This window comes from Comamonas sp. MYb396 (assembly GCF_037479555.1).
GTDB lineage: Bacteria > Pseudomonadota > Gammaproteobacteria > Burkholderiales > Burkholderiaceae_C > Comamonas.
The window spans coordinates 205,175-225,817 of the sequence record NZ_JBBGYU010000011.1 but is presented as its reverse complement, the minus strand read 5'-3'; the positions used below and the strand labels follow the sequence as shown (position 1 = coordinate 225,817).

Here is a 20,643-nt window from a genome sequence, read left to right as displayed (position 1 = left end):
CTCTTATGCGTACACGTGCCTTTATGCAGGTCGATGTGTTTTCCGAAACCGCCTACCGTGGCAACCCGCTGGCCGTGGTGCTCGATGGCGAGGGCCTGAGCGACGAGGCCATGCAGGCCTTTGCCCGCTGGACCAATCTGTCCGAAACCACCTATTTGCTGCCGCCCACAACCCAGGGCCGTGCCCAGGGTGCGGACTACCGGGTGCGCATCTTCACCCCCGGCGGCGAGCTGCCTTTTGCCGGCCACCCCACCTTGGGCAGCTGCCACGCCTGGCTGGCAGCCGGCGGCCAGCCGCAGCAGGCCGGCCGCATTGTGCAGGAATGCGCCAAGGGCCTGGTGCCCTTGCAGCAAGACGCGCGCAATGGCCGGCTGGCCTTTGCCGCACCCTCGCTCAGCCGCAGCGCCATCAGCGCTGCCGAGCTGGCCCCGGTGCTGCAGGCCATCGGGCTGCAGGCAGACCAGGTGCTGGCCAGCCAAAAACTCAACAACGGCCCCGTTTTCTGGGCCCTGCTGCTGGATGACCCCGACACCGTGCTTGCGATCCAGCCCGACCTGACGGCGCTGCATGGCCTGGGCATGGAATTGGCCGTGGCCGCGCTGTACCCGCAAGCGGGCAAGGCGCTGATCGGCCGCGCCAGCCGCGAGGCGCGAGCCTTTGACGGCGCCACAGGCCAGGCCAGCCGCCCACCGGAGGCCGATATCGAGGTGCGCGTCTGGTTCAACACCGGCACCAGCCTCAGCGAAGACCCGATCACCGGCAGCCTCAATGCCAGCCTGGCCCAGTGGCTGCTGGCCGAGGACCATCTGCAGGCCCCCTATGTCGCCAGCCAGGGCATCAACCTGGACCGCAGCGGCATCGTCAACATCGCGCAGGATGCGGCGGGCCAGGTCTGGGTGGGCGGGCATGTGTCCGCCGGTATCCGCGGCGAGGTGCTGCTGTGAGCCAGGCCGGACTGGACCACCTCGTCGTCATGGCGGCCAGCCTGGACGAAGGCCTGGCCTGGTGCGAGGCGAGCTTGGGCGTGACGCCCGATGCGGGCGGCCAGCATGCCTTCATGGGCACCCACAACCGCCTGCTGCGCATCAGCAGCCCGGCCTTTGCCGCCAGCTACCTGGAAATCATCGCGATCGACCCGCAAGGCCAGCCGCCTAGCAGCCACCGCCGCTGGTTTGACATGGACGATGCCGCGCTGCAGGCCCAGGTGCGCCGCCAGGGCCCGCAACTGACCCACTGGGTCGCGCGCGTCAACGGCATCGGCCAGGCCACCGAGGCCTTGCGCGCGCTCGGCCATGCCGCTGGCACGCCCCAGGCCGCCAGCCGGCAAACACCCCGGGGCCTGCTGGCCTGGCAGATTGGGCTGCGCCCCGATGGCCAGCGCCTGCTCCAAGGCCTGCTGCCCACCTTGATTGAATGGGGGGAGCAGCATCCGGAAGCCAGCATGGCGGACAAGGGCGTTGCACTGCAGCAGCTGCAGCTGCTGCACCCCGATGCCCCAGCCCTGCACACCGCGCTACAGGCCCTGGGCCTGGGCATCCACCCCGCCTTGCAGGTGGACCATGCCGCCACGCCAGCGCTGGTCGCACATTTGCACACGCCCAAGGGGCCGGTGCAGCTGCGCAGCCCTCTCTGACCCGCCCTTCAACGCCCCCCTCTTTTTGACCTATGCAAGCCATCTCCCTGCCCAGCCTCGCCGAGATCGAGGCCGCCTCCCGCATCGTCTACCGTGAGTTCCAGGCCACGCCGCAGTACCGCTGGCAGTTGCTGGGCGAACGCCTGGGGGTCGAGTGCTGGCTCAAACACGAGAACCACACGCCCGTCGGTGCCTTCAAGATCCGGGGCGGTCTGTCTTACTTTGCGCAGATGGCAGCGCGCGGCACCTTGCCCGCGCAGGTGATCAGCGCCACGCGTGGCAACCATGGCCAGAGCATTGCCTGGGCCGCGCGCAGCCATAGCGTGCGCTGCACCATCGTCGTGCCCCATGGCAATTCGGTCGAGAAGAACATGGCGATGCGCTCGCTAGGCGCGGAGTTGATCGAGCACGGCGACGACTTCCAATCCGCCCGCGAGCATGCGATGGCGCTGGCCGAGCAAAGCGGCGCCCACATGGTGCCCAGCTACCACCCGGACCTGGTCAGTGGCGTCAGCACCTACTGGTGGGAGTTTTTACGCGCCGTGCCGCATTTGCAGACCGTCTATGTGCCCATTGGCCTGGGTTCGGGCGCCTGCGCTGCGGTGGCCGCCAAGCTGGCCCTGCAGCACCCGGTGCGCATTGTCGGCGTGATCAGCACCGGCGCCACCACCTACCGCGACTCCATCGCTGCCGGTGAAGTGGTCGAGGCGGTGGTCAGCACCGAGATTGCCGATGGCATGGCCGTGCGCCGCGCCGACCCGATGGCCCTGCCCGTGCTGCGCCAGCACCTGGACCACCTGGTGGCCGTCAGCGACGACGAGGTGCGCGACGCCATGCGCTGTTTGTTCACCGACACCCACAATGTGGCCGAAGGCGCCGGTGCCGCTGCACTGGCCGCCGCGCTGCAGGAGCGCGAGCTGATCGCCGGCCAGACCATTGGCCTGGCACTGACCGGCGGCAATGTGGATGCGGCCGTGTTCAGCCAGGTGCTCCGGGGTTGATCCTCAGCGGGTAGCCATCAGCGCGGTGGCACCGTCCACGCCAGCTGGTGGATCTCCTGCAGCAGCAAGGCCAGTTGCTGGGCCGCTGCCTCGACCACCGCCCGGCCTTTGTCTGCCGTGGCGCCGGCGGCATTGCCAACGGCGCCGCAGGGGTTGTAGTCTTCCATCGCCCAGCCCATCTTGGCGCTCTTGCCATTGCCCACAATCGCAAAGCGCCGCGCCCGGTCCTGCGACGTGGAATGGAAGCAACCCGCCTGCGCCATATCCACCTGCGCGGGTGCTAGGTGCAGCATCATCGAGGTTTCCACCTCGCCGCCATGGATGCCAAAGCGGTGCTCCTCGGCGCTGAACAAAGCCGTCACCTCGGCCGGCAACGGCAGGCCGCCCCAGCTGCTGCTGTAGACCAGCATGCCATGGGCGATGCGCAGCTCGCGCGCCACGATATCCATCACTGCGACCTGCCCGCCATGGGTGTTGAACATCAGCAGCTTGCGGATGCCCGCCCGCGCCACCGCCTGGCCCAGCGCCGTCCACAGGTCGATGATGAGCTTGGGCGGCAGGCTCAGGGTGCCGGGAAAGTTCAGGTGCTCGGTGCTCAGGCCAATGTTCTGCGCGGGCAGCACCAGCACCGGCACATCGGCCGGCAGCAGCGGCATGGCCGCCGCCACAATACCTTCCAGCAAAGTGGCATCGACGGACACCGGCAAATGCGGGCCATGCTGCTCCACCGCACCGACGGGCAGCACCGCCACCGTGCTGGCCGCCAGGCCGCTGGTCTGCGCCTGGGCAAATTCGCGCGTGCTGATATCCGCCCACCAGCGCGAGGACCAGGTGGCGACAGCAGGGTTTTCAGAGGCGGGCATGGGCATTCCAACAAAGGGCGGCACACCATGTGCCGGCGCAGCAGCTATCTTAGGCCATGCAGCTCAACCTAAGCCGTCTTGAGCCGGCGGTACAAGGTCTGCCGGCTGATGCCCAGCAGCTTGGCCGCCTGCGACACATTGCCCCGGCACTGCTGCAGCATCTGCGCAATGGCGGTGTGCGAGAGGGTTTTGAGATCGGTGGCCGGCAGGCTGGGCCGCTGCGCTTGCGCGGCCAAAGCGGCCACCGCCATCGGCGCGCCTTCGCGGTAGCGCAGCAGCTCCTGCGCCAGGTCATCGGAGAGCTGCGACCAGCCAATGGTGTCCTCGCCGGGCAGCAACAGCGCCGATGCGGTCTGCAGCGCATTGGCGTATTCGCGCAGATTGCCGGGCCAGGGGTAGTGCGCCATCGCAAAGGCCAGATCGGGGTGCAAGCGCACCGCTTGGCCGGGGTTGAACTGCTCCAGCAAACGGCGGGTGATGGCCTCGCGGTCGCTGCGCTCGCGCAGCGCGGGCAACTGCAAGGCCAGGCCGTTGATGCGGTAGAACAGATCGGCCCGAAAGCGCCCCTGCGCCACCGCTTCGCGCAGCTGGTGGTGGGTGGCGCAGACCAGCGCAAAATCGAGCTGCTGGGCCTTGCCGCCCCCCAGCGGGGTGATGCTGCGCTCCTGCAGCACGCGCAGCAAACGGGTTTGCAGCGCCAGCGGCATATCGCCAATTTCGTCGAGAAACAGCGTGCCGCCCTGGGCCTCGCGCAAGCGGCCCAGCTGGCCATCGCGCCGGGCGCCGGTAAAAGCACCTGATTCATAGCCAAACAGCTCGGCCTCGATCAAATGCTCTGGAATCGCCGCACAGTTGATGGCGACAAAAGGCGCAGCATGGCGCGCGCTGCTGTCGTGCAGCGCGCGGGCAAACAGCTCCTTGCCCACGCCCGATTCGCCCTGCACCAGCAAGGCAATGCCCTTGCCCCAGGTGCGCCGGCCGCGCTCTGCGGCGGCGCGCCAGCTCGGGTCGCCGGTGTCCAGCTGGGCCAGCGCATCAGGCGCTGATGGCTGGGGCACGGCCACGAGCGGCGCCCGGCCCCTGCGATCGCCTGGCAGCGCGGGCGGTGCAGCGGCCACCGGCGTGGCCTGTGCCGCCTGGGGCAGCACCAGGCGCGCAAACACGCTGCGGCCGGTGTGCAGGGCCGCCAGGTGCAGGCGTTCGGTCTGGGTGTGGCCCCGGGCCAGCCAGTCGCGCAGCGGCATCGCGCTGATATCGTCCCAGTGCAGATGGCCCCAGTCAGCGGCAGCAATCTTGAGGCTTTGCATGGCGGTGCGGTTGCCGCCCAGCAGCAAGCCATCGGGCGCGAGCGCCAGAATGCCTTCACCGGCAGTGCCCACCCCTTCGGCCTGGGTGTGGAAATGCATGCGCCAATCGCGCTGGTGGCGTGCCAGCAGCCAGCGGTTTTCGATCATGCGGGCAGCGGTGGTGGCCAGCCCCAAGGTATGGGCCTGGGCCAGGCGCTGGTCGCCAGAGATATCGAGCACGCCCAGCAGCTGGCCCTGGGCGCTGAAGATGGGCGAGGCTGCGCAGTTCAAAAAGCTGTTGGCCTCCAGAAAGTGCTCGGCACCTTCCACACGCAGTGGCGCGGCCTCGACCAGCGCGGTGCCAATCGCATTAGTGCCGCGCGCCTCTTCGGTCCAGATCGCGCCACTGCGCAGCGCCACGCGCTCGGCCTTGTTCAGGAAAGGGGCGTCACCCAAGGTGTGCAGCAAGGTGCTTTGGGCATTGGCCAGGATGACCATGCTGTGGCTGTCCTGGATCTGCTCGAACACATAGTCCATCACTGGCCGGGCAATGGCGAGCAGGTCTTCGCTGCGCGTGAGCACCTGGCGCATTTCGGAGCCGGTGAGCGGGTCACCGCCAGACACCCGGCCGACCGGCTGCACCCCCGCGCGCAGGCTGCGCTGCCAGGAGCTGGCAATGCGCGCCTGCACGGCCCCGGGCGGGCATTCACCATGTGCCAACAAATGCACCCGTGCCTGGCGCAGCACCTGGGAGGTGATCTGGGGATCCATGTTGTCTCCTTGCAAGCCTGTCTGCGCAGGCCCATGGGGACAGTATAGGAAAGCGGCCGCGCCGGGTCGCCCCGAATAGCCATGCCGCTGTCCGACTGTTCCAGATTGGAACACCTGCCTTGTCCAGCGCTGTTCCATCCGCTGTCCGGGCTTCACAGCAAGCTCAAACAAATCAACCACTTGGCACGCAATCAGGCCTGGCATGCATCTTGATATATCTGGTGTGACTCGTGCCCTCAGCGGCATTGCAGCCGGCACGAATCAGCTTGCGATATCCATTTCCAAGGAGACACACCATGCAATACGTATTTCCCGGCCAATCGGGCGCCAAGATCAGCTACAAAAAGCAGTACAACAACTTCATTGGCGGCCAGTGGAAGGCGCCCGTCAAAGGCCAGTACTTTGATGTGATCTCGCCGATCAACGGCCAGGTCTACACACAGGCCGCACGCTCGACCGCCGAAGATGTGGAGCTGGCACTGGATGCCGCCCATGCCGCGGCCGACGCCTGGGGCAAGAAGTCGGCGACCGAGCGCTCCAATGTGCTGCTGCAGATTGCCGACCGCATCGACGCGAATACCGAACTGCTGGCCTACGCCGAGACCGTGGACAACGGCAAGGCGATCCGCGAGACGCTCAATGCCGACATTCCGCTGTCGGCCGACCACTTCCGCTACTTTGCCGGCGCGCTGCGGGCGCAGGAAGGCGGCATCAGCGAGATCGACAGCACGACGGTGGCCTACCACTACCACGAGCCGCTGGGCGTCGTCGGCCAGATCATTCCCTGGAACTTCCCCATCCTGATGGCTGCCTGGAAGCTGGCGCCCGCCATTGCCGCCGGCAACTGCGTGGTGCTCAAGCCCGCAGAATCCACCCCCATCAGCCTGCTGATCCTCATCGAGCTGATCGAAGACCTGCTGCCCGCTGGCGTGCTCAACGTGGTCAACGGCTATGGCCGTGAGGCCGGCATGCCGCTGGCCAACAGCAAGCGCATCGCCAAGATTGCCTTTACCGGCTCGACCAGCACCGGCCGCGTCATCGCCCAGGCTGCTGCCAACAACCTGATCCCCGCAACACTGGAGCTGGGCGGCAAGTCGCCCAATGTGTTCTTTGCTGATGTGATGGACCAGGACGACTCCTTCCTCGACAAGGCGATCGAAGGCCTGGTGCTGTTCGCCTTCAACCAGGGCGAGGTCTGCACCTGCCCCAGCCGCGCGCTGATCCATGAGTCCATCTATGACCGCTTCATGGAAAAGGTGCTCAAGCGCATTGCCGCCATCAAGCACGGCAACCCGCTGGACACCGACAGCATGATGGGTGCGCAGGCCAGCAAGGAGCAGCTGATCAAGATCAGCAGCTACCTGGACCTGGGCCGCCAGGAAGGCGCCGAGGTGCTGATCGGCGGCGCCGAAGCCAAGCTCGGCGGCGATCTGGACGGCGGCTACTATGTGCAGCCCACGGTGTTCAAGGGCCACAACAAGATGCGCATCTTCCAGGAAGAGATCTTTGGCCCGGTGCTGGCCGTCACCACCTTCAAGACCGAAGAAGAAGCGCTGGAGCTGGCCAACGACACCTTGTACGGCCTGGGCGCAGGTGTGTGGACGCGCAACGGCAACCTGGCCTACCGCATGGGCCGCGCGATCAAGGCCGGCCGCGTCTGGACCAACTGCTACCACCACTACCCCGCCCACGCTGCCTTTGGCGGCTACAAAGAGTCCGGCATCGGCCGTGAGAACCACAAGATGATGCTCAACCACTACCAGCAGACCAAGAATCTGTTGGTGTCCTACTCCGAAAACAAGCTGGGCTTCTTCTAATAGAACGGTGTGCTGGGCGGTGTGCCCGGCCCAGGGCGCCATGGCGCTTTGGACTGGGGCCACGCACACCGGTCTGTGCAAATCCACCCCTACCGGCAGGCATGGCCCATGCCTTGCCTGCCATCACCGGAGACAGCAACATGGTTGTGGAAAAAGTGGTGGCCACGCCGGCCGCGCAAGCGCTGATTGCCTTGCTCAAAGACAAGCATGGCCCTGGCCTGATGTTTCACCAATCGGGCGGCTGCTGCGACAACAGCGCAGCCAACTGTTACCTGCTGGGCGAGCTGACCATTGGCCAGGGCGATGTCTACCTGGGCGATATAGGGGGCTGCCCGTTTTATATGAGCACCTCCCAGTACGCCTACTGGAAGCACACCCAGCTGATCATCGATGTGATCGACACCCACGGCGGCGGCACCTTCTCGCTCGAAGGGCCCGAAGGCAAGGCCTTCCATACGCGCTCGCGCGTCTTCAGCGACGAGGAGTTGGCGGCACTGCAGCAACAGGACGCACAAGGCATTGCAAACAATGCGCAGTGCTAGGCCATGGCAAGCGTTGCGCCTACTGCACAACCATGGTGCAAAAATAGAAATATTCTTTTTTATTCAATAGCTTAATTAATAACCATGGATGCAGACTGGTGAAATTGTTGCAATGCAGCATTCTTGCAAGCTCTCTACAATTTCCACTCTACCAACCCCACAGTGGAAGCCATGACTGCCCAACACACTACCCAAGCCAAGGTCCAGAATCTGGCCACCAAAAGCCTGGAGCTAAGCTTGGCTGCTCCCCAGGTGGTCGCACAGCGCGTCGGCCGCATGATGCTCGCGGGCTCCCAGCCCTCGGCCCGCGACCAGCAGGAGTTCTACCGCATGGGCAACGAGAAGGTCGCCGCCTTCTACGAATCCTGGATCGGCATGTGGACCCAGGCCTGCACGGCCTACTGGCAGACCGCCGCCAGCCTGTACACGGCCCCCGGGCTGCTCACCCCCAGCAGCAGCAACCCGCTCGCGGCCTTTGGCGTGGGCAAGGCCACATCGCGCATGGTCACGCAGCAGGTACGGGCCGTCACCGATGTGCTCAATGCCGGCATCACGCCCGTCCACGCCAAGGCGGTGAGCAACGCCAAGCGGCTCTCGCGCAGCAAGCGCTAAACCGGCTTCTCACCTATTGCTGCGCCTGGTTGCGCTGCAAGGCCCACATGCTCGCATAGCGCGCGCCCAGCGTCAGCAGCTGCGCATGGGTGCCGCGCTCCACAATGCGGCCGGCGTCCATCACCAAAATCTCATGCGCATCCACCACGGTGGACAGGCGGTGGGCAATCACCAAGGTGGTCTTGCCCTGCGCGGCCTTTTGCAGCTCCTGCTGAATGGCGCGCTCGTTGGCCGAGTCCAGCGCCGAGGTGGCCTCGTCAAAGATGAGGATCGGCGGGTTCTTCAGCAAGGTGCGGGCAATGGCCACGCGCTGCTTTTCGCCGCCTGACAGTTTGAGCCCACGCTCGCCCACCCGGGTGGCATAGCCTTCGGGTGAGGCGGCGATCATCGTGTGGATACGCGCGGCCTGCGCGGCCTGCACGACCTCCTCTTGCGAGGCGCCGGGCCGGCCATAGGCGATGTTGTAGGCGACGGTGTCATTGAACAGCACGGTGTCCTGCGGCACGATGCCGATGGCGCGGCGCAGGCTGTCCTGCGTCAGACCGCGGATGTCCTGGCCCGCAATGCGGATGGCGCCCGCCTGCACATCGTAAAAACGAAAGATCAACCGCGCGAGCGTGGATTTGCCGGCGCCCGAAGGGCCCACCACGGCGACTGTCTTGCCCGCAGGCACGACAAAGCTCAGGCCCTGCAAAATGGGGCGGCCCGGGTGGTAGGCAAAATGCACGTCGTCAAAACGCAGCTCGGGCTCGGCCTGCAGCGCCAGCGGCTGGGCCGTCGGCGCATCGGCCACCTCGCGCTGCTGGTCCATCAGCACAAACATGCGGTCCAGGTCGGTCAGGCTTTGCTTGATCTCGCGGTACAAGGTGCCCAGAAAATTGAGCGGAATGTACAGCTGGATCATGAAGGCATTGATCATCACCAGATCGCCCAGGCTCAGCCTGCCATCGACGACTCCCTGGGTGGCGCGCCACAGCATCGCCACCAAGGCCACGGCAATGATCAGCTGCTGGCCGCTGTTGAGCAGGCTCAGGCTGCTTTGGCTCTTGAGGCGCGAGCGGCGCAGTTTTTCCAGATCGCCGTCATAGCGCTGGGCTTCGAAGGCCTCGTTGTTGAAGTACTTCACCGTCTCGTAGTTCAGCAGCGAGTCGATCGCCTTGCTGTGCGCCGAGGAGTCGATCAGGTTGGCCTCACGCCGAAAATGCGTGCGCCACTGGGTGACCACGACGGTGAACGTGATGTAGACCGTGAGCGCCACGATGGTGATGATGGCAAACCAGATATCGAACTGCACGGCCAGGATGCCCAGCACCAGCGCCAGCTCGATCAAGGTGGGTACGATGCTGTAGAGCGAGTACGAGATGAGCGACTCGACGCCTTTGACGCCGCGCTCGATGTCGCGCGTCATGCCGCCGGTCTGGCGCTCGAGGTGAAAGCGCAGGCTCATCGCATGCAGGTGCTCAAAGGTCTGCAGCGCAATTGCGCGCGCGGCGCCCTGCGTGGCCTTGGAGAACACCAGCTCGCGCAGCTCGCCAAATACCGACGTCAAAAGCCGCAGGCCCCCATAGGCCAGCAGCAGGCCCACCGGCACCACCAGCAAGGCCTGGGGCTGGCCGGGCCGGATATCGAGCGCATCGACCACATGCTTGAGCAGCACCGGCACCCCGACATTGGCCACCTTGGCCCCCACCATCAGCACCAGGGCAGCCAGCACGCGCCACTTGTAGGTCCAGAGATAGGGCAGCAGCCGCTTCAAGGTACGGCCGTCGCCAGCGGTCAGATTTTTTCCATCACTAGGGGTAGGGCTTGTGGCGGCGGGCGCCTCGGCATAACGTCGCATCGGAGACAATGGTGGGTTTGTTATAGACCTCCATTGTGACCATGAATACCCCACGCACCGCATCCAACGCGCTTCCCCAGGACAAAGAGCTGGTTTTGCGCGTGGTTCCCATGCCTGCCGACTGCAATGCCAACGGCGATATCTTTGGCGGCTGGGTCATGTCGCAGGTGGACCTGGGCGGCTCGGTGCTGCCGCTACGCCACTCGCGCGGCCGCACCGTCACCGTGGCGGTCAATGAATTCATCTTCAAGCAGCCCGTGCGCGTGGGCGATATCCTGTCGTTCTACGCCAAGCTGGTGCGCGTGGGCACGACGTCGATGACGGTCCAGGTCGAGGTGTTTGCCGAGCGCCTGTCCAAGCAAGGCCAGTTCTTCAAGGTGACCGAGGCGACCTTGACCTATGTCGCCATCGACGACGAAGGCCACCCCCGCACCGTGCCTCCGCTGCCGGTCTGACCGGCCACGGGCCAGCGACCGGCCTAAAAACACCAAAGCCGCTGCAACGCAAACCTGCGCTGCAGCGGCTTTTTCACAAGCGGGAGGCCGGGGCCTCAGCGATCAAGCCAGGCTTTCGGCCGGCTTTTCCGTCTTGGTAGCGGTGGTGCTGGCGGCCACGGGCTTGCGCGTGCTGTTGGAGCACTCGATCTCGCCGGTCAGTTGGCCGCCTTCTTCGATGATGACCTTGCCGTAGCGGATCTTGCCATGCACACGGCCGCTGCCAAAAATCACCAGCTTGTCGCGCACGGTCAGGTTGCCTTCGAATTCACCATGGATCTCGGCAATGTCGATTTCCGCCGAGCCACGGAAGGCGCCTTCTGCAGTGATCTGGATCACGCGCGAATCCATCGTGGCCTCGACCGTGCCTTCCACCACCAAGGTGTCGCAATCGGTGATCTCAACGCCCTTGAGCTTGATATTGGGGCCAACAGTCAGTTTGCTGCCGGTGCCGGCGGTGGTATCAGTGGTCACAGTGCTGGTATAGGAAGAGGTAGGAGAAGGGTTGCTGGGCTCATCGGCCTTGTGGCCGCTCAGGTTGCCGCCGAGCACGGAGCTGGCAGAGCCCGCTGCGGTGCTGGGCAAGGTGCTGCCCGATGTACTGGAGGCATTGCCTCCCATGAACTTGGAGGCGGAAGAGTCATTGTCACGGCGTCCGCCGAAAAAAGGGTTTTGTACAGCCATCGGTTCTCCTTGTGAAAAGCTTCTACATGCTATTCAATTTATAGCTAGGGTGTTCACAAAATTTGACACTAGTCGTAACAGGCGGCAACTATGGCGGCCTTTCCTATCAATATTTTCATCGGTCGGACAAATCTCACATTTCCCAACATCGCAACAGTGCCGCCAGCCCGCATCAGGACACGATATAGGCCGCCGTGGCCGTGGCCAGCACCTGGCCGCTGCTGTCGCAAAAGTCAGACCGCGTCGTCGCCACGCGTGAGCCCAAGCGCAGCACCCGGGCCTGCAGCCCAAAGGGGCCATGGGTGCCAGGGCGCAGGTAGTCGACCCGCAAATCAATGGTGCCCAGCTTGGCAAAGCGCATCAGGCGCTGCATCACCGGCTCACCCACATGCTTGGCGCCGGAGGCCGCCATCACCGCGATGCCGCCCAGCGCATCCAAGCTGGCACTGATAACGCCGCCATGCACGCGCTGCAGACCAAAGTGGCCGATCAGTTCATTGCGCATCTCCAGGCTGGCCCAGACCGCGTCGTCCTGCACGTTCTGGAGCTTGAGCCCCAGGAGCTTGTTGAAGACGATGCGCTCTTCAAAAATGTCGCGCAGGCCTTCAACATAGGCGTTATCCAGGCCCTGCATAGAGACATAGGCTGGTGCTTCGAGGTGCGGGGTGGGCAAGGTGGCGGTGCTCATCCACCGCAGTATGCAGTCAAGCGCCCGGCACGGCAATCGCAGATTCTGCTGGGATGCCACTGCGCCATGCGCTAGACTGCGCGCAAATACAGCCCATCTATGCCTGACACCCTGCCCCCCGCTCCGCCCACCGCCCGCACGGCGCCCCGGCCGCCCTTGCGCCTGAGCTGCGTGGTGCCCGCCTATAACGAAGCCAGCAACCTGGAAGCCTTTCTGCCCTCCTTGTACGAGACGGTGCGTGCGCTGTCCGTCGATTGCGAGATCGTGCTGGTCAACGATGGCAGCAAGGATGCGACCGACGAGGTGGCCCAGCGCCTGGGCCAGCAGCTGCCGCTGCACTACATCCAGCTGGCGCGCAATTTTGGCAAGGAAGCGGCGATGACGGCCGGGCTCGACTATGCACGCGGCAATGCGGTGCTGTTGATCGATGCGGACTTTCAGCACCCGCTGCCGCTGATTGCCGAGATGGTGCAGCTCTGGCAGGGCGGCTATGACATGGTCTACGGCGTGATTGCCGACCGTGCCGGCGAGGCCAAGGCCAAGCGCTGGGGCACCTGGCTGTTCTACTACCTGATGAACCGCGACAACGCCGTGCATATCCCCGAGAACGCGGGTGACTTCCGGCTCATGGACCGCAAGGTGGTTGATGCGCTGCGCCAGCTGCCCGAGCGCAACCGTTTCATGAAGGGCCTGTACGCCTGGGTCGGCTTCAAGAGCGTGGCGCTGCCCTTTGTGCCCGACAGCCGGCGCAGCGGCCAGTCCAGCTTCAATTTTCACCGGCTCTTCGCGCTGGCCTTCCAGGGGCTGACCTCGTTCACCACCTTGCCGCTGCGCATCTGGAGCCTGGTGGGCTTTTGCATCTCGGTGATGGCCATCATCTACGGCATCTACATCACCATCGAGACCATCGTGCTGGACAACCCCATCGACGGCTGGCCGACCTTGGCCGCCGGCCTGATGCTGTTCTCCGGCGTGCAGCTGATGTCCATCGGCATGCTGGGCGAGTACATCGGCCGCATCTATGACGAGGTCAAGCGCCGGCCTTTGTACATCGTGGCGAACAACGACGACCGCAGCCCCGTGAGCAGCGAGCCCGCTGCCCCGCCGCATGTGCCCGCATCCGCCACCGCGCCAGCACCGGTCGCGCCGATGCCACCGGAGTCCTGAGCTTGCGGATCGCTGCTGCGCTCGAGCGCCTGCGCAGGCTGCCCCAGGGCCTGCAGTTTATTGCCGTGGGCGGCTCGGCAGCAGCCACGCATTTGCTGGTGGTGCTGCTCTTGGTGGGCAGCACAGGCATGGCGCCGCTGCTGGCCAATGTACTGGCTTTTCTGGTCGCCTTTGTGGTCAGCTACAGCGGCCACGCCTGGCTGACCTTTGCCGATAAAAAGGCGCCGCATGCCCAGGCGCTGCCGCGCTTCTTTCTGGTCGCCTGCAGCTCCTTCGCCCTCAATGAACTGCTGTACTACCTGGCACTGCACCAGCTGCACTGGCACTATGCCTGGAGCCTGGTCGCGGTGCTGGTCGTCGTGGCGGTATTCACCTTTGCCGCGGCCAAATGCTGGGCCTTTGCCCACGCTGCGCCGCACTGAGCACCATGAAACACATCACCCTCTGCGCCGACGATTTTGCGCTGCACCCGGCTGTCGACGCCGCCGTGCTGGAGCTGGCGGCGCTGGGCCGCCTCTCGGCCACCAGCTGCATGACCACGGCGCCGGGCTGGCGCACCGCGGCGCGCGCCTTGCCGGCTGTGCGCGGCCAGCTGGACCTGGGCCTGCATTTCAACCTGACCGAAGGCCATGGCCTAGCGCCCGATACCCCCATCACGCGCATTCTCAGCCATGCCTATACCGCCCGGCTGTCTGCCGCTGCGCTGCGCGATGCCTGGCGCCGCCAGCTCGATGCCTTTGAGGATGCGTTGGGCATGCCGCCCGTCTATGTGGATGGCCACCAGCATGTGCACCAGCTGCCCGGCGTGCGCAAAGCGATGCTGGCTGAACTTGAAGCGCGCTATGGCGCAGCGGCGCGGCAGATCTGGATCCGCTCCACGGCCCCTGCAGGCGCTTTGCGCTGGCAGGCCAAATCGGCCACGATTGCGCTTCTGGGCGGCTGGCGCCTCAGCCACCAGCTGCAGCGCCAGCACTGGGCGACGAACCGGGGCTTTGCGGGCGTCTATGGTTTTGATGCGCCGACGCAAGACGCCTATGGCGGCCTGATGGCGCAATGGCTGGCCGAATGCCAAGACGGCAGCTTGTTGATGTGCCACCCGGCGCAAACGTCGATGCCAGACGACGCCATTGGCCAGCAGCGGCCGGTGGAATGGGCCTATCTGCGCTCGGCTGCGTTTGGCGCGCTGCTGGCAGCGCAGGGCTGCCGCATTGGCAAGCTGGCCCCTGGCAAGGGCGCCCAAGCAGCGATCACAGACCGCTGAAGTTGGGCTTGCGCTTTTCCATAAAGGCCTGCATCGCCTCTTTGGCAGCGGGCTGCTGCAGCAGATCGGCAAACACACGGCCTTCTTCGGCGATGCGCGACTGAACGGCCGCCATCTGGCCGCTCTTGAGCAGGCGCTTGCTGGCCATCAGCGAGGCCAGCGGCTTGGCGGCCAGCTTGGCGGCTTGCGCCTGGGCAATGGTGTTGCATTCGGTCGGTGGCACCACGCGGTTGACCAGGCCCACTTCCAGTGCCGCCTCGGCCATGAAGGGGTCGCCCAGCAGCAAGGCTTCGCAGGCGCGCTGGTGGCCCATCAGCTGCGGCAGCAGCAGGCTGGATGCGCCTTCAGGGCAGAAGCCCAGGTTGACGAAGGGCAGCGAGAACATCGCGTTGTCACCGGCATAGACCAGGTCGCAGTGCAGCAGCATCGTCGTACCAATGCCCACGGCCGGGCCGCAGACGGCCGCGACGATGGGCTTGGGGAAGGCCGCCAACGCCTGCAGGAACTGGAACGGCGGCGCATTGTCATCGGGCTTGGGGCCATGGAGGAAGTCGCCCAGGTCGTTGCCGGCGGTGAACACCGAGGCATCACCCTGGAACAGCACCACGCGCACCTCGGCGCTGCTGGCGGCCTGCTGCAAGATCTCTGCCAGGGCCAGGTACATGGCACCGGTCAACGAGTTCTTCTTGGCCACCCGGTTGAAGGTGATGGTGCAGATGCCCGCTTCGGCCAGCACCCGGATATCGTCGCAGGAGGATTGGATCGTCATAACAGTCTCTCAAAAAAGGGGTCGGTGCCGGGCCCAGGCCACGGCGAACACCGAAGACGCTGGCATGCTAACCGGATTTGGCGCGCCTTATTCCTTGTAGTAGACCAGCTGGTGGCTGGTGGCCAGCAAAACGCCCTGGGGCGACCAGATCTGCGCGGTCTGGTCAAAAAAACCATCCCGAAAGCCCTGGCCCTGGGCCTGGGCCAGCACTGGCTGGCTGCCGACTGCGGCCAGTTGCTCGGCACTGGCATGCACATAGACCGTCAAGGACACGGTGCCCACCGGCACGCGCTTGGCACGGCGCAGCCAGATGCGGGGAAAGAAGACATCGCACAGCGAGGTGAGCGCCGGCACATCGAGCGGGCGCGGGGGCTCGTCACTGACCCACATGCGAGTCAGACTCGGGCTGCTCGCGCCGTCCCACGCCGTCGGATAGCCGCCCAGCAGCGGACGGATGTTGTAGCGGTTCAGCCATTCCACGCGGAAATCGGTGGTGTAGCGCTCCACCGTGCTGGAAGGCGGCACCTCGGGCATCGCGTACTCGTCATCCGACCAGGTATCGCGCGCCACTGCGGTCATCGCGGTCGCGGTGGTCGTGGTGGACCACTGGCCCTCGGCATCCTGCTCGCGCAGGGTGATGATCCAGTGCTGGGTGCTGCGGTTGGTGCGGGCCGGAATGGCCTCGATCACATAAGGCCGCTCGCCCACCGCGCCGGCGTAGTTCACGGTGATCGCCACCAGGTCCCCCAGGCGCTGCGGGTGCTGCAGCACGGCCTGGGCCACTTGGGCTGCTGTTATGCCGCCGTAGGGACCCACCATGTTCCAGTAGTCCTGGCTGGCCTGCGCCGCATACTGGTTCTGGCCGCTGGGTTGCATCGCCATCGCACGGTCAAAGGCATGGCGTTCGTTGGGGGTGGAGAGTTCACTCATTCGGACATCTTTCGCAGAAATTTTCGAATCCGCTGAAAACGCCATGTGCCCGTACCAAGCCTTTCAAGACCTGTCTTGCAGTTGCATTTTCTGCCACCCTACATTAGCAGCCAACGGCATCTGTTGCAGCCCAGTGGGCGACAGATGCCGTGGCCAGCGCCGGTTTAGACGCGCTCCAGAATGCCCGCCGCGCCCTGCCCCATGCCCACGCACATGGTCACCATGCCGTATTTGAGCTTGTTGCGCTGCAGCGCATGCACGACGGTGGCCGCGCGGATGGCGCCCGTCGCGCCCAGCGGGTGGCCCAGCGCAATCGCGCCGCCCATGGGGTTGACCTTGGCCGGGTCCATACCCAGCTGCTGCATGACGGCCAGCGACTGCGCGGCAAAGGCCTCGTTCAGCTCGATCCAGTCGATATCCTGCAAGGACAGGCCCGCATGGCGCAGCGCCACCGGGATCGCTTCAATCGGGCCAATGCCCATGATCTCGGGCGGCACGCCCTTGCTGGCATAGCTGACAAAGCGCGCCAGCGGCGTCAGGTTGAAGCGCTTGAGGGCCGCCTCGCTCACCACCAGCAGCGCACCTGCACCATCGCTGGTCTGCGAGCTGTTGCCGGCAGTGACCGAGCCGCGCGCCGCAAACACGGTGCGCAGCTTGGCCAGGCCCTCGATCGAGGTGTCCGGGCGCGGGCCTTCATCGAGCTCCACCGTGCGCGAGCGGCTGACCGCCTCGCCCCGGGCGATGTCCACGCCCCGGTCGGTCACGGTGATCGGCGTGATCTCGGCGGCAAAATCGCCCGCCTGCTGCGCCGCCAGCGCGCGCTGGTGCGACTGCAGTGCAAAGGCATCCTGGGCATCGCGGCTCACCTTCCAGCGCTGCGCGACTTTCTCGGCCGTCAGGCCCATGCCGTAGGCAATGCCGACATCGCCTTCGCGCTCAAAGATGGACGGCGACAGCGACGGCGAGTTGCCCATCATCGGCACCATGCTCATGCTCTCGACACCGGCAGCGATCATCACATCGGCCTCACCCACGCGGATTCGGTCAGCCGCCATCTGCAAGGCCGTCAGGCCCGATGCGCAAAAGCGGTTGACCGTTACCCCGCCCACCCCCACCGGCAGCCCTGCCAGCACCGCGCTGATGCGTGCTACATTCAGGCCCTGCTGGGCTTCGGGGATCGCGCAGCCGCAGACCACATCCTCAATCGCCTGCGGGTCCAGCCCCGGCGCCTGCGCCAGCACGGCCTTCATCACCGTGGCCAGCAGATCGTCAGGGCGCATATTGCGCAGATAGCCTTTGTGCGACTTGCCAATCGGCGTGCGCGTCGCCGCAACGATGTAGGCGTCTTGAACTTGTTTACTCATGATGACTAGTCCTCGGTATTCACCTCCCTCTCCCGCAAGCGGGAGAGGGCCGGGGTGAGGGCCTGCAGCAGCTGTGCAAGCACCTCGTTGGTTTGTAGCAATACGTCGTGGTTCCAAAATCGCAGCACGCGCAAGCCTTGCTGCTGCAACCAGACGGTTCGCTGCTGATCATGCAATTCCTGCGGAGCCTGGGCGTGCTGCCCACCATCGACCTCAACCACCAGGCCATGTTCCAGACAGACAAAATCCAGGATGTAGGGCCCCAGCGGATGCTGTCTGCGGAACTTGGCGCCCGCCAGTTGGCGGTTGCGCAGGTGGCGCCAGAGCAGTTGCTCTGCGGTGGTGGAGGCTTGGCGCAAGGCGCGGGCTTGTTGCACACTGACATCCGCCCTCACCCCTGCCCTCTCCCGCGAGCGGGAGAGGGAGTTGGGGGATAAGGGTTGCTTTTCCACGGTGGGCCTCAGTTACGGACGGGCTTGCCGGTGTTCAGCATGCCCAGAATGCGCTCCTGGGTTTTTTCCTTCACGATCAGGTCGGTGAAGGCCTTGCGCTCCAGCGCCATCAGGTACTCCTCGTTCACCAGGGTGCCGGCATCCACATCGCCGCCGCAGACCACATCGGCCATATGGCTGGCAATCAGCATGTCGTGCTCGGTGATGAAGCCGCCTTCGCGCATATTGACCAGGGTGCTGCGCAAGGTGGCTGCGCCACTGCGGCCAGCGACCGGAAAAGGCTTGCGCTGCGGTGGGCGCCAGCCCGATTGCGCCATGGCCTTGGCCTGCGTCAGCGCCACAAACAGCAGCTCGTCGCGGTGCGGCACGATGACATCATCGGACTGCAGGTAGCCAATCGCCTGCGACTCCAGCGCGCTGGTGCCGACGGTGGCCTTGGCGGCGGCCGTAAAGCCATTGGCCAGGAAGGGCAGCAGATCCGTGCCGGTGGAATACTGCGCATGGCGTGCGGCCTGGTAGGCCACATTGGTGAGGCCGCCGGCGCCGGGCACCAGGCCCACGCCCATCTCCACCAGGCCGATATAGCTCTCCATATGCGCCACGCGGCGTGCGCAGTGCAGCAGCAGCTCGCAGCCGCCGCCCAGCGCCATGCCATGCACAGCGCCGACCACCGGGATCTGCGCATAGCGCACCGACAGGAAGAGCTGCTGCATCACCTGCTCGATCTGGTCGATGGCCATCGGGCCTTGCAGGGCAAAGGCCGGCATCATCGCCTGCAGATCGGCGCCCACGCTGAAAGGTGCATCGCCCGACCAGACGACCATCGCATCAAAGTCCTTTTCGGCCAGCGCCAGCGCGGCCTGCAGGTCTTCCATCACATCGGGGCTGATGGCATGCATCTTGGTCTTGATGCTGAAGACCAGCACCTGGTCATCCAGGGTCCAGCTGCGTGAGGCCTTGCTCTCGGCCAGGGTGCGGCCTGCCGTGCGCCAGTCCTGTGCGGGCGCGCTCGCCTCACCCAGCACGCGCTCGGGGAAGAGCTGGCGCGCATAGACCGGCAGATCGCGGCGCGGGACAAAGCGGCTCTCGGCAGCGCTCCAGGAGCCCTGCGCCGTGTGCACACCGCCGGCGTCCGCCACGGGGCCTTCAAACACCCACTGCGGCAGCGGCTCGGTGCTGAGCGCCTTGCCTGCGTCAATGTCTTCCTGCACCATCTTGGCCATCTGCAGCCAGCCGGCCTCTTGCCACAGCTCGAACGGGCCTTGCTGCATGCCAAAGCCCCAGCGCATGGCCAGATCCACATCGCGGGCATTGTCGGCAATGTCCTTCAGATGCACGGCGGCGTAGTGGAAGCTGTTGCGCAAGATGGCCCAGAGGAACTGGCCTTGTGCGCCTTCACTATTGCGCAGCAGCTGCAGGCGCTCGCCGGCCGGCTTTTTCAGCATGCGGGTGTAGACGTCATTGCCCTTTTCGCCCGAAGGCACATAGGCCTGGTGCTCGGGGTCAAAGCGCTCGATGCCCAGCTTGGTCTTGCGGTAAAAACCTGCCTTGGTCTTCTGGCCCAGCGCGCCGTTGGCGATCAGCTGGGTCAATACCGCTGGCGTCGTGTAGCTGGCGTAGAACGAGTCGCTCTGCGCCGTCAGCTGGGTCTGCATGGTGGCGATGACATGGGCCAAGGTGTCCAGGCCCACCACATCGGCAGTGCGGAAGGTGCCCGAGCTGGCGCGCCCCAGCTTCTTGCCGGTCAGGTCGTCGACCACGTCGTAGCTCAGGCCAAAGCGCTCGGCCTCGGCCATGGTCGACAGCATGCCAGCCACGCCGACGCGGTTGGCAACAAAGTTGGGCGTGTCCTTGGCGCGGACGACGCCCTTACCCAGTTGGCTGGTCGCAAAGCTTTCAAGCTGGTCCAGCACCTGGGGCTCGGTCGCTGCGGTCGGGATCAGCTCCACCAGCTGCATATAGCGCGGTGGGTTGAAGAAGTGGATGCCGCAGAAGCGGTGGCGCAGCTGCTCGGGCAAGGCTTCCGACAAGGCCGTGATCGACAGGCCCGAGGTGTTGGAGGCCAGGATCGCATGGGGTGCAACAAAGGGCGCGATCTGGTGGTAGAGGTCGCGCTTCCAGTCCATGCGCTCGGCAATCGCCTCGATCACCAGGTCGCAGTCCTTGAGCTGCGCCAGGTGTTCTTCGTAGTTGGCGGGCGTGATCAGATCGGCTTCCGCCGCCACACCCAGGGGCGAGGGCTTGAGCTTTTTCAGGTTGGCAATCGCCTTCTGGGCAATCGCGCTTTTGGGGCCTTCCTTGGCCGGCAGGTCAAACAGCACCACTGGCACGCGCACATTGACGAGGTGGGCCGCAATCTGCGCGCCCATCACGCCGGCGCCAAGCACCGCCACTTTTTTCACCACAAATCGGGACATGGTTACTCCACTTTTCATGGCTGTCAGCCTCTGACAGAGAGGCGCTGACAAG

The 20,643-nt window shown here is 65.2% G+C and carries 20 protein-coding genes; 10 read left to right on the top strand and 10 right to left on the bottom strand.

The features are described from left to right. Positions 1-5 precede the first annotated feature (5 nt). Genes WH265_RS22315 through WH265_RS22305 form a run of 3 tightly spaced genes read left to right on the top strand, consistent with a single transcriptional unit; the run spans position 6 to position 2,634 of the window. Positions 6-944, top strand: coding sequence for a PhzF family phenazine biosynthesis protein (locus tag WH265_RS22315; RefSeq protein WP_339559691.1), 939 nt, complete (start codon positions 6-8; stop codon positions 942-944). Then, entirely contained in the window at positions 941-1,633 is a 693-nt protein-coding gene (locus WH265_RS22310; protein WP_339559690.1) for a VOC family protein, read from the top strand. Before WH265_RS22315 ends, WH265_RS22310 begins: the two co-directional genes overlap by 4 nt. A 32-nt stretch (positions 1,634-1,665) precedes the next feature. Beyond that, entirely contained in the window at positions 1,666-2,634 is a 969-nt protein-coding gene (locus WH265_RS22305; RefSeq protein WP_339559689.1) for a threonine dehydratase, read from the top strand. A gap of 17 nt (positions 2,635-2,651) precedes the next feature. On the opposite strand, the gene WH265_RS22300 is transcribed toward WH265_RS22305, so the two are convergent. Beyond that, entirely contained in the window at positions 2,652-3,497 is an 846-nt protein-coding gene (locus WH265_RS22300) for a creatininase family protein (protein WP_339559688.1), read from the bottom strand. A gap of 68 nt (positions 3,498-3,565) precedes the next feature. Next, complete coding sequence (locus WH265_RS22295; RefSeq protein WP_339559687.1) at positions 3,566-5,554, bottom strand: sigma-54-dependent Fis family transcriptional regulator; 1,989 nt, start codon at positions 5,552-5,554, stop codon at positions 3,566-3,568. Positions 5,555-5,850: 296 nt separating this feature from the next. On the opposite strand from WH265_RS22295, the gene exaC reads away from it, so the two are divergent. From exaC to WH265_RS22280, 3 genes are all read left to right on the top strand, one after another. After that, a complete protein-coding gene (exaC, locus tag WH265_RS22290; protein ID WP_339559686.1) occupies positions 5,851-7,371 on the top strand; it encodes an acetaldehyde dehydrogenase ExaC in 1,521 nt (506 codons plus the stop codon). A 140-nt stretch (positions 7,372-7,511) separates the two neighbouring features. Next, entirely contained in the window at positions 7,512-7,913 is a 402-nt protein-coding gene (locus WH265_RS22285) for a DUF779 domain-containing protein (RefSeq protein WP_339536990.1), read from the top strand. Positions 7,914-8,084: 171 nt separating this feature from the next. Beyond that, positions 8,085-8,525, top strand: coding sequence for a polyhydroxyalkanoate granule-associated phasin (locus WH265_RS22280; RefSeq protein WP_021028938.1), 441 nt, complete (start codon positions 8,085-8,087; stop codon positions 8,523-8,525). Between the two features lie 13 nt (positions 8,526-8,538). Here the strand turns inward: WH265_RS22280 and WH265_RS22275 are convergent, their stop codons facing one another. Then, the gene (locus tag WH265_RS22275; RefSeq protein ID WP_339559685.1) at positions 8,539-10,365 is read right to left on the bottom strand and encodes an ABCB family ABC transporter ATP-binding protein/permease; all 1,827 of its coding nucleotides are present in this window, start codon (positions 10,363-10,365) and stop codon (positions 8,539-8,541) included. Between the two features lie 41 nt (positions 10,366-10,406). Here WH265_RS22275 and WH265_RS22270 point away from each other — a divergent pair, with 41 nt between their 5' ends. Beyond that, positions 10,407-10,820: an acyl-CoA thioesterase gene (locus WH265_RS22270; RefSeq protein WP_021028940.1), complete on the top strand. Its 414-nt coding sequence runs from the start codon at positions 10,407-10,409 to the stop codon at positions 10,818-10,820. 102 nt (positions 10,821-10,922) lie between these two features. Here WH265_RS22270 and WH265_RS22265 read toward each other — a convergent pair whose 3' ends face one another. Together WH265_RS22265 and WH265_RS22260 are read right to left on the bottom strand one after the other, a co-directional pair. After that, on the bottom strand, positions 10,923-11,543 hold the full coding sequence (locus WH265_RS22265; protein WP_021028941.1) for a bactofilin family protein: 621 nt from the start codon (positions 11,541-11,543) through the stop codon (positions 10,923-10,925). Between the two features lie 172 nt (positions 11,544-11,715). After that, on the bottom strand, positions 11,716-12,177 hold the full coding sequence (locus tag WH265_RS22260; protein WP_339537109.1) for a thioesterase family protein: 462 nt from the start codon (positions 12,175-12,177) through the stop codon (positions 11,716-11,718). Positions 12,178-12,330: 153 nt separating this feature from the next. Here WH265_RS22260 and WH265_RS22255 point away from each other — a divergent pair, with 153 nt between their 5' ends. The 3 genes from WH265_RS22255 to WH265_RS22245 are packed head-to-tail and all read left to right on the top strand — an operon-like array spanning position 12,331 to position 14,659. Further along, complete coding sequence (locus tag WH265_RS22255; protein WP_339559684.1) at positions 12,331-13,398, top strand: glycosyltransferase family 2 protein; 1,068 nt, start codon at positions 12,331-12,333, stop codon at positions 13,396-13,398. Beyond that, entirely contained in the window at positions 13,395-13,820 is a 426-nt protein-coding gene (locus tag WH265_RS22250; RefSeq protein ID WP_373604942.1) for a GtrA family protein, read from the top strand. Before WH265_RS22255 ends, WH265_RS22250 begins: the two co-directional genes overlap by 4 nt. Before the next feature lie 5 nt (positions 13,821-13,825). Continuing rightward, positions 13,826-14,659 carry a ChbG/HpnK family deacetylase gene (locus WH265_RS22245; protein WP_339559683.1) on the top strand — a complete coding sequence of 278 codons (834 nt, stop codon included), beginning with the start codon at positions 13,826-13,828 and terminating at the stop codon, positions 14,657-14,659. Here the strand turns inward: WH265_RS22245 and WH265_RS22240 are convergent. The 5 genes from WH265_RS22240 to WH265_RS22220 form a co-directional block, all read right to left on the bottom strand. After that, a complete protein-coding gene (locus WH265_RS22240; protein WP_021028946.1) occupies positions 14,646-15,428 on the bottom strand; it encodes an enoyl-CoA hydratase in 783 nt (260 codons plus the stop codon). The two genes, WH265_RS22245 and WH265_RS22240, sit on opposite strands and share 14 nt — an antisense overlap. A gap of 87 nt (positions 15,429-15,515) precedes the next feature. Further along, a complete protein-coding gene (locus WH265_RS22235) occupies positions 15,516-16,358 on the bottom strand; it encodes a thioesterase family protein (RefSeq protein ID WP_339559682.1) in 843 nt (280 codons plus the stop codon). 164 nt (positions 16,359-16,522) lie between these two features. Further along, the gene (locus tag WH265_RS22230; RefSeq protein ID WP_339536995.1) at positions 16,523-17,722 is read right to left on the bottom strand and encodes an acetyl-CoA C-acyltransferase; all 1,200 of its coding nucleotides are present in this window, start codon (positions 17,720-17,722) and stop codon (positions 16,523-16,525) included. A gap of 5 nt (positions 17,723-17,727) precedes the next feature. After that, the gene (locus tag WH265_RS22225; RefSeq protein ID WP_339559681.1) at positions 17,728-18,099 is read right to left on the bottom strand and encodes an endonuclease domain-containing protein; all 372 of its coding nucleotides are present in this window, start codon (positions 18,097-18,099) and stop codon (positions 17,728-17,730) included. A gap of 83 nt (positions 18,100-18,182) precedes the next feature. Next, positions 18,183-20,591: a 3-hydroxyacyl-CoA dehydrogenase/enoyl-CoA hydratase family protein gene (locus tag WH265_RS22220; protein WP_339559680.1), complete on the bottom strand. Its 2,409-nt coding sequence runs from the start codon at positions 20,589-20,591 to the stop codon at positions 18,183-18,185. Positions 20,592-20,643 lie beyond the last annotated feature (52 nt).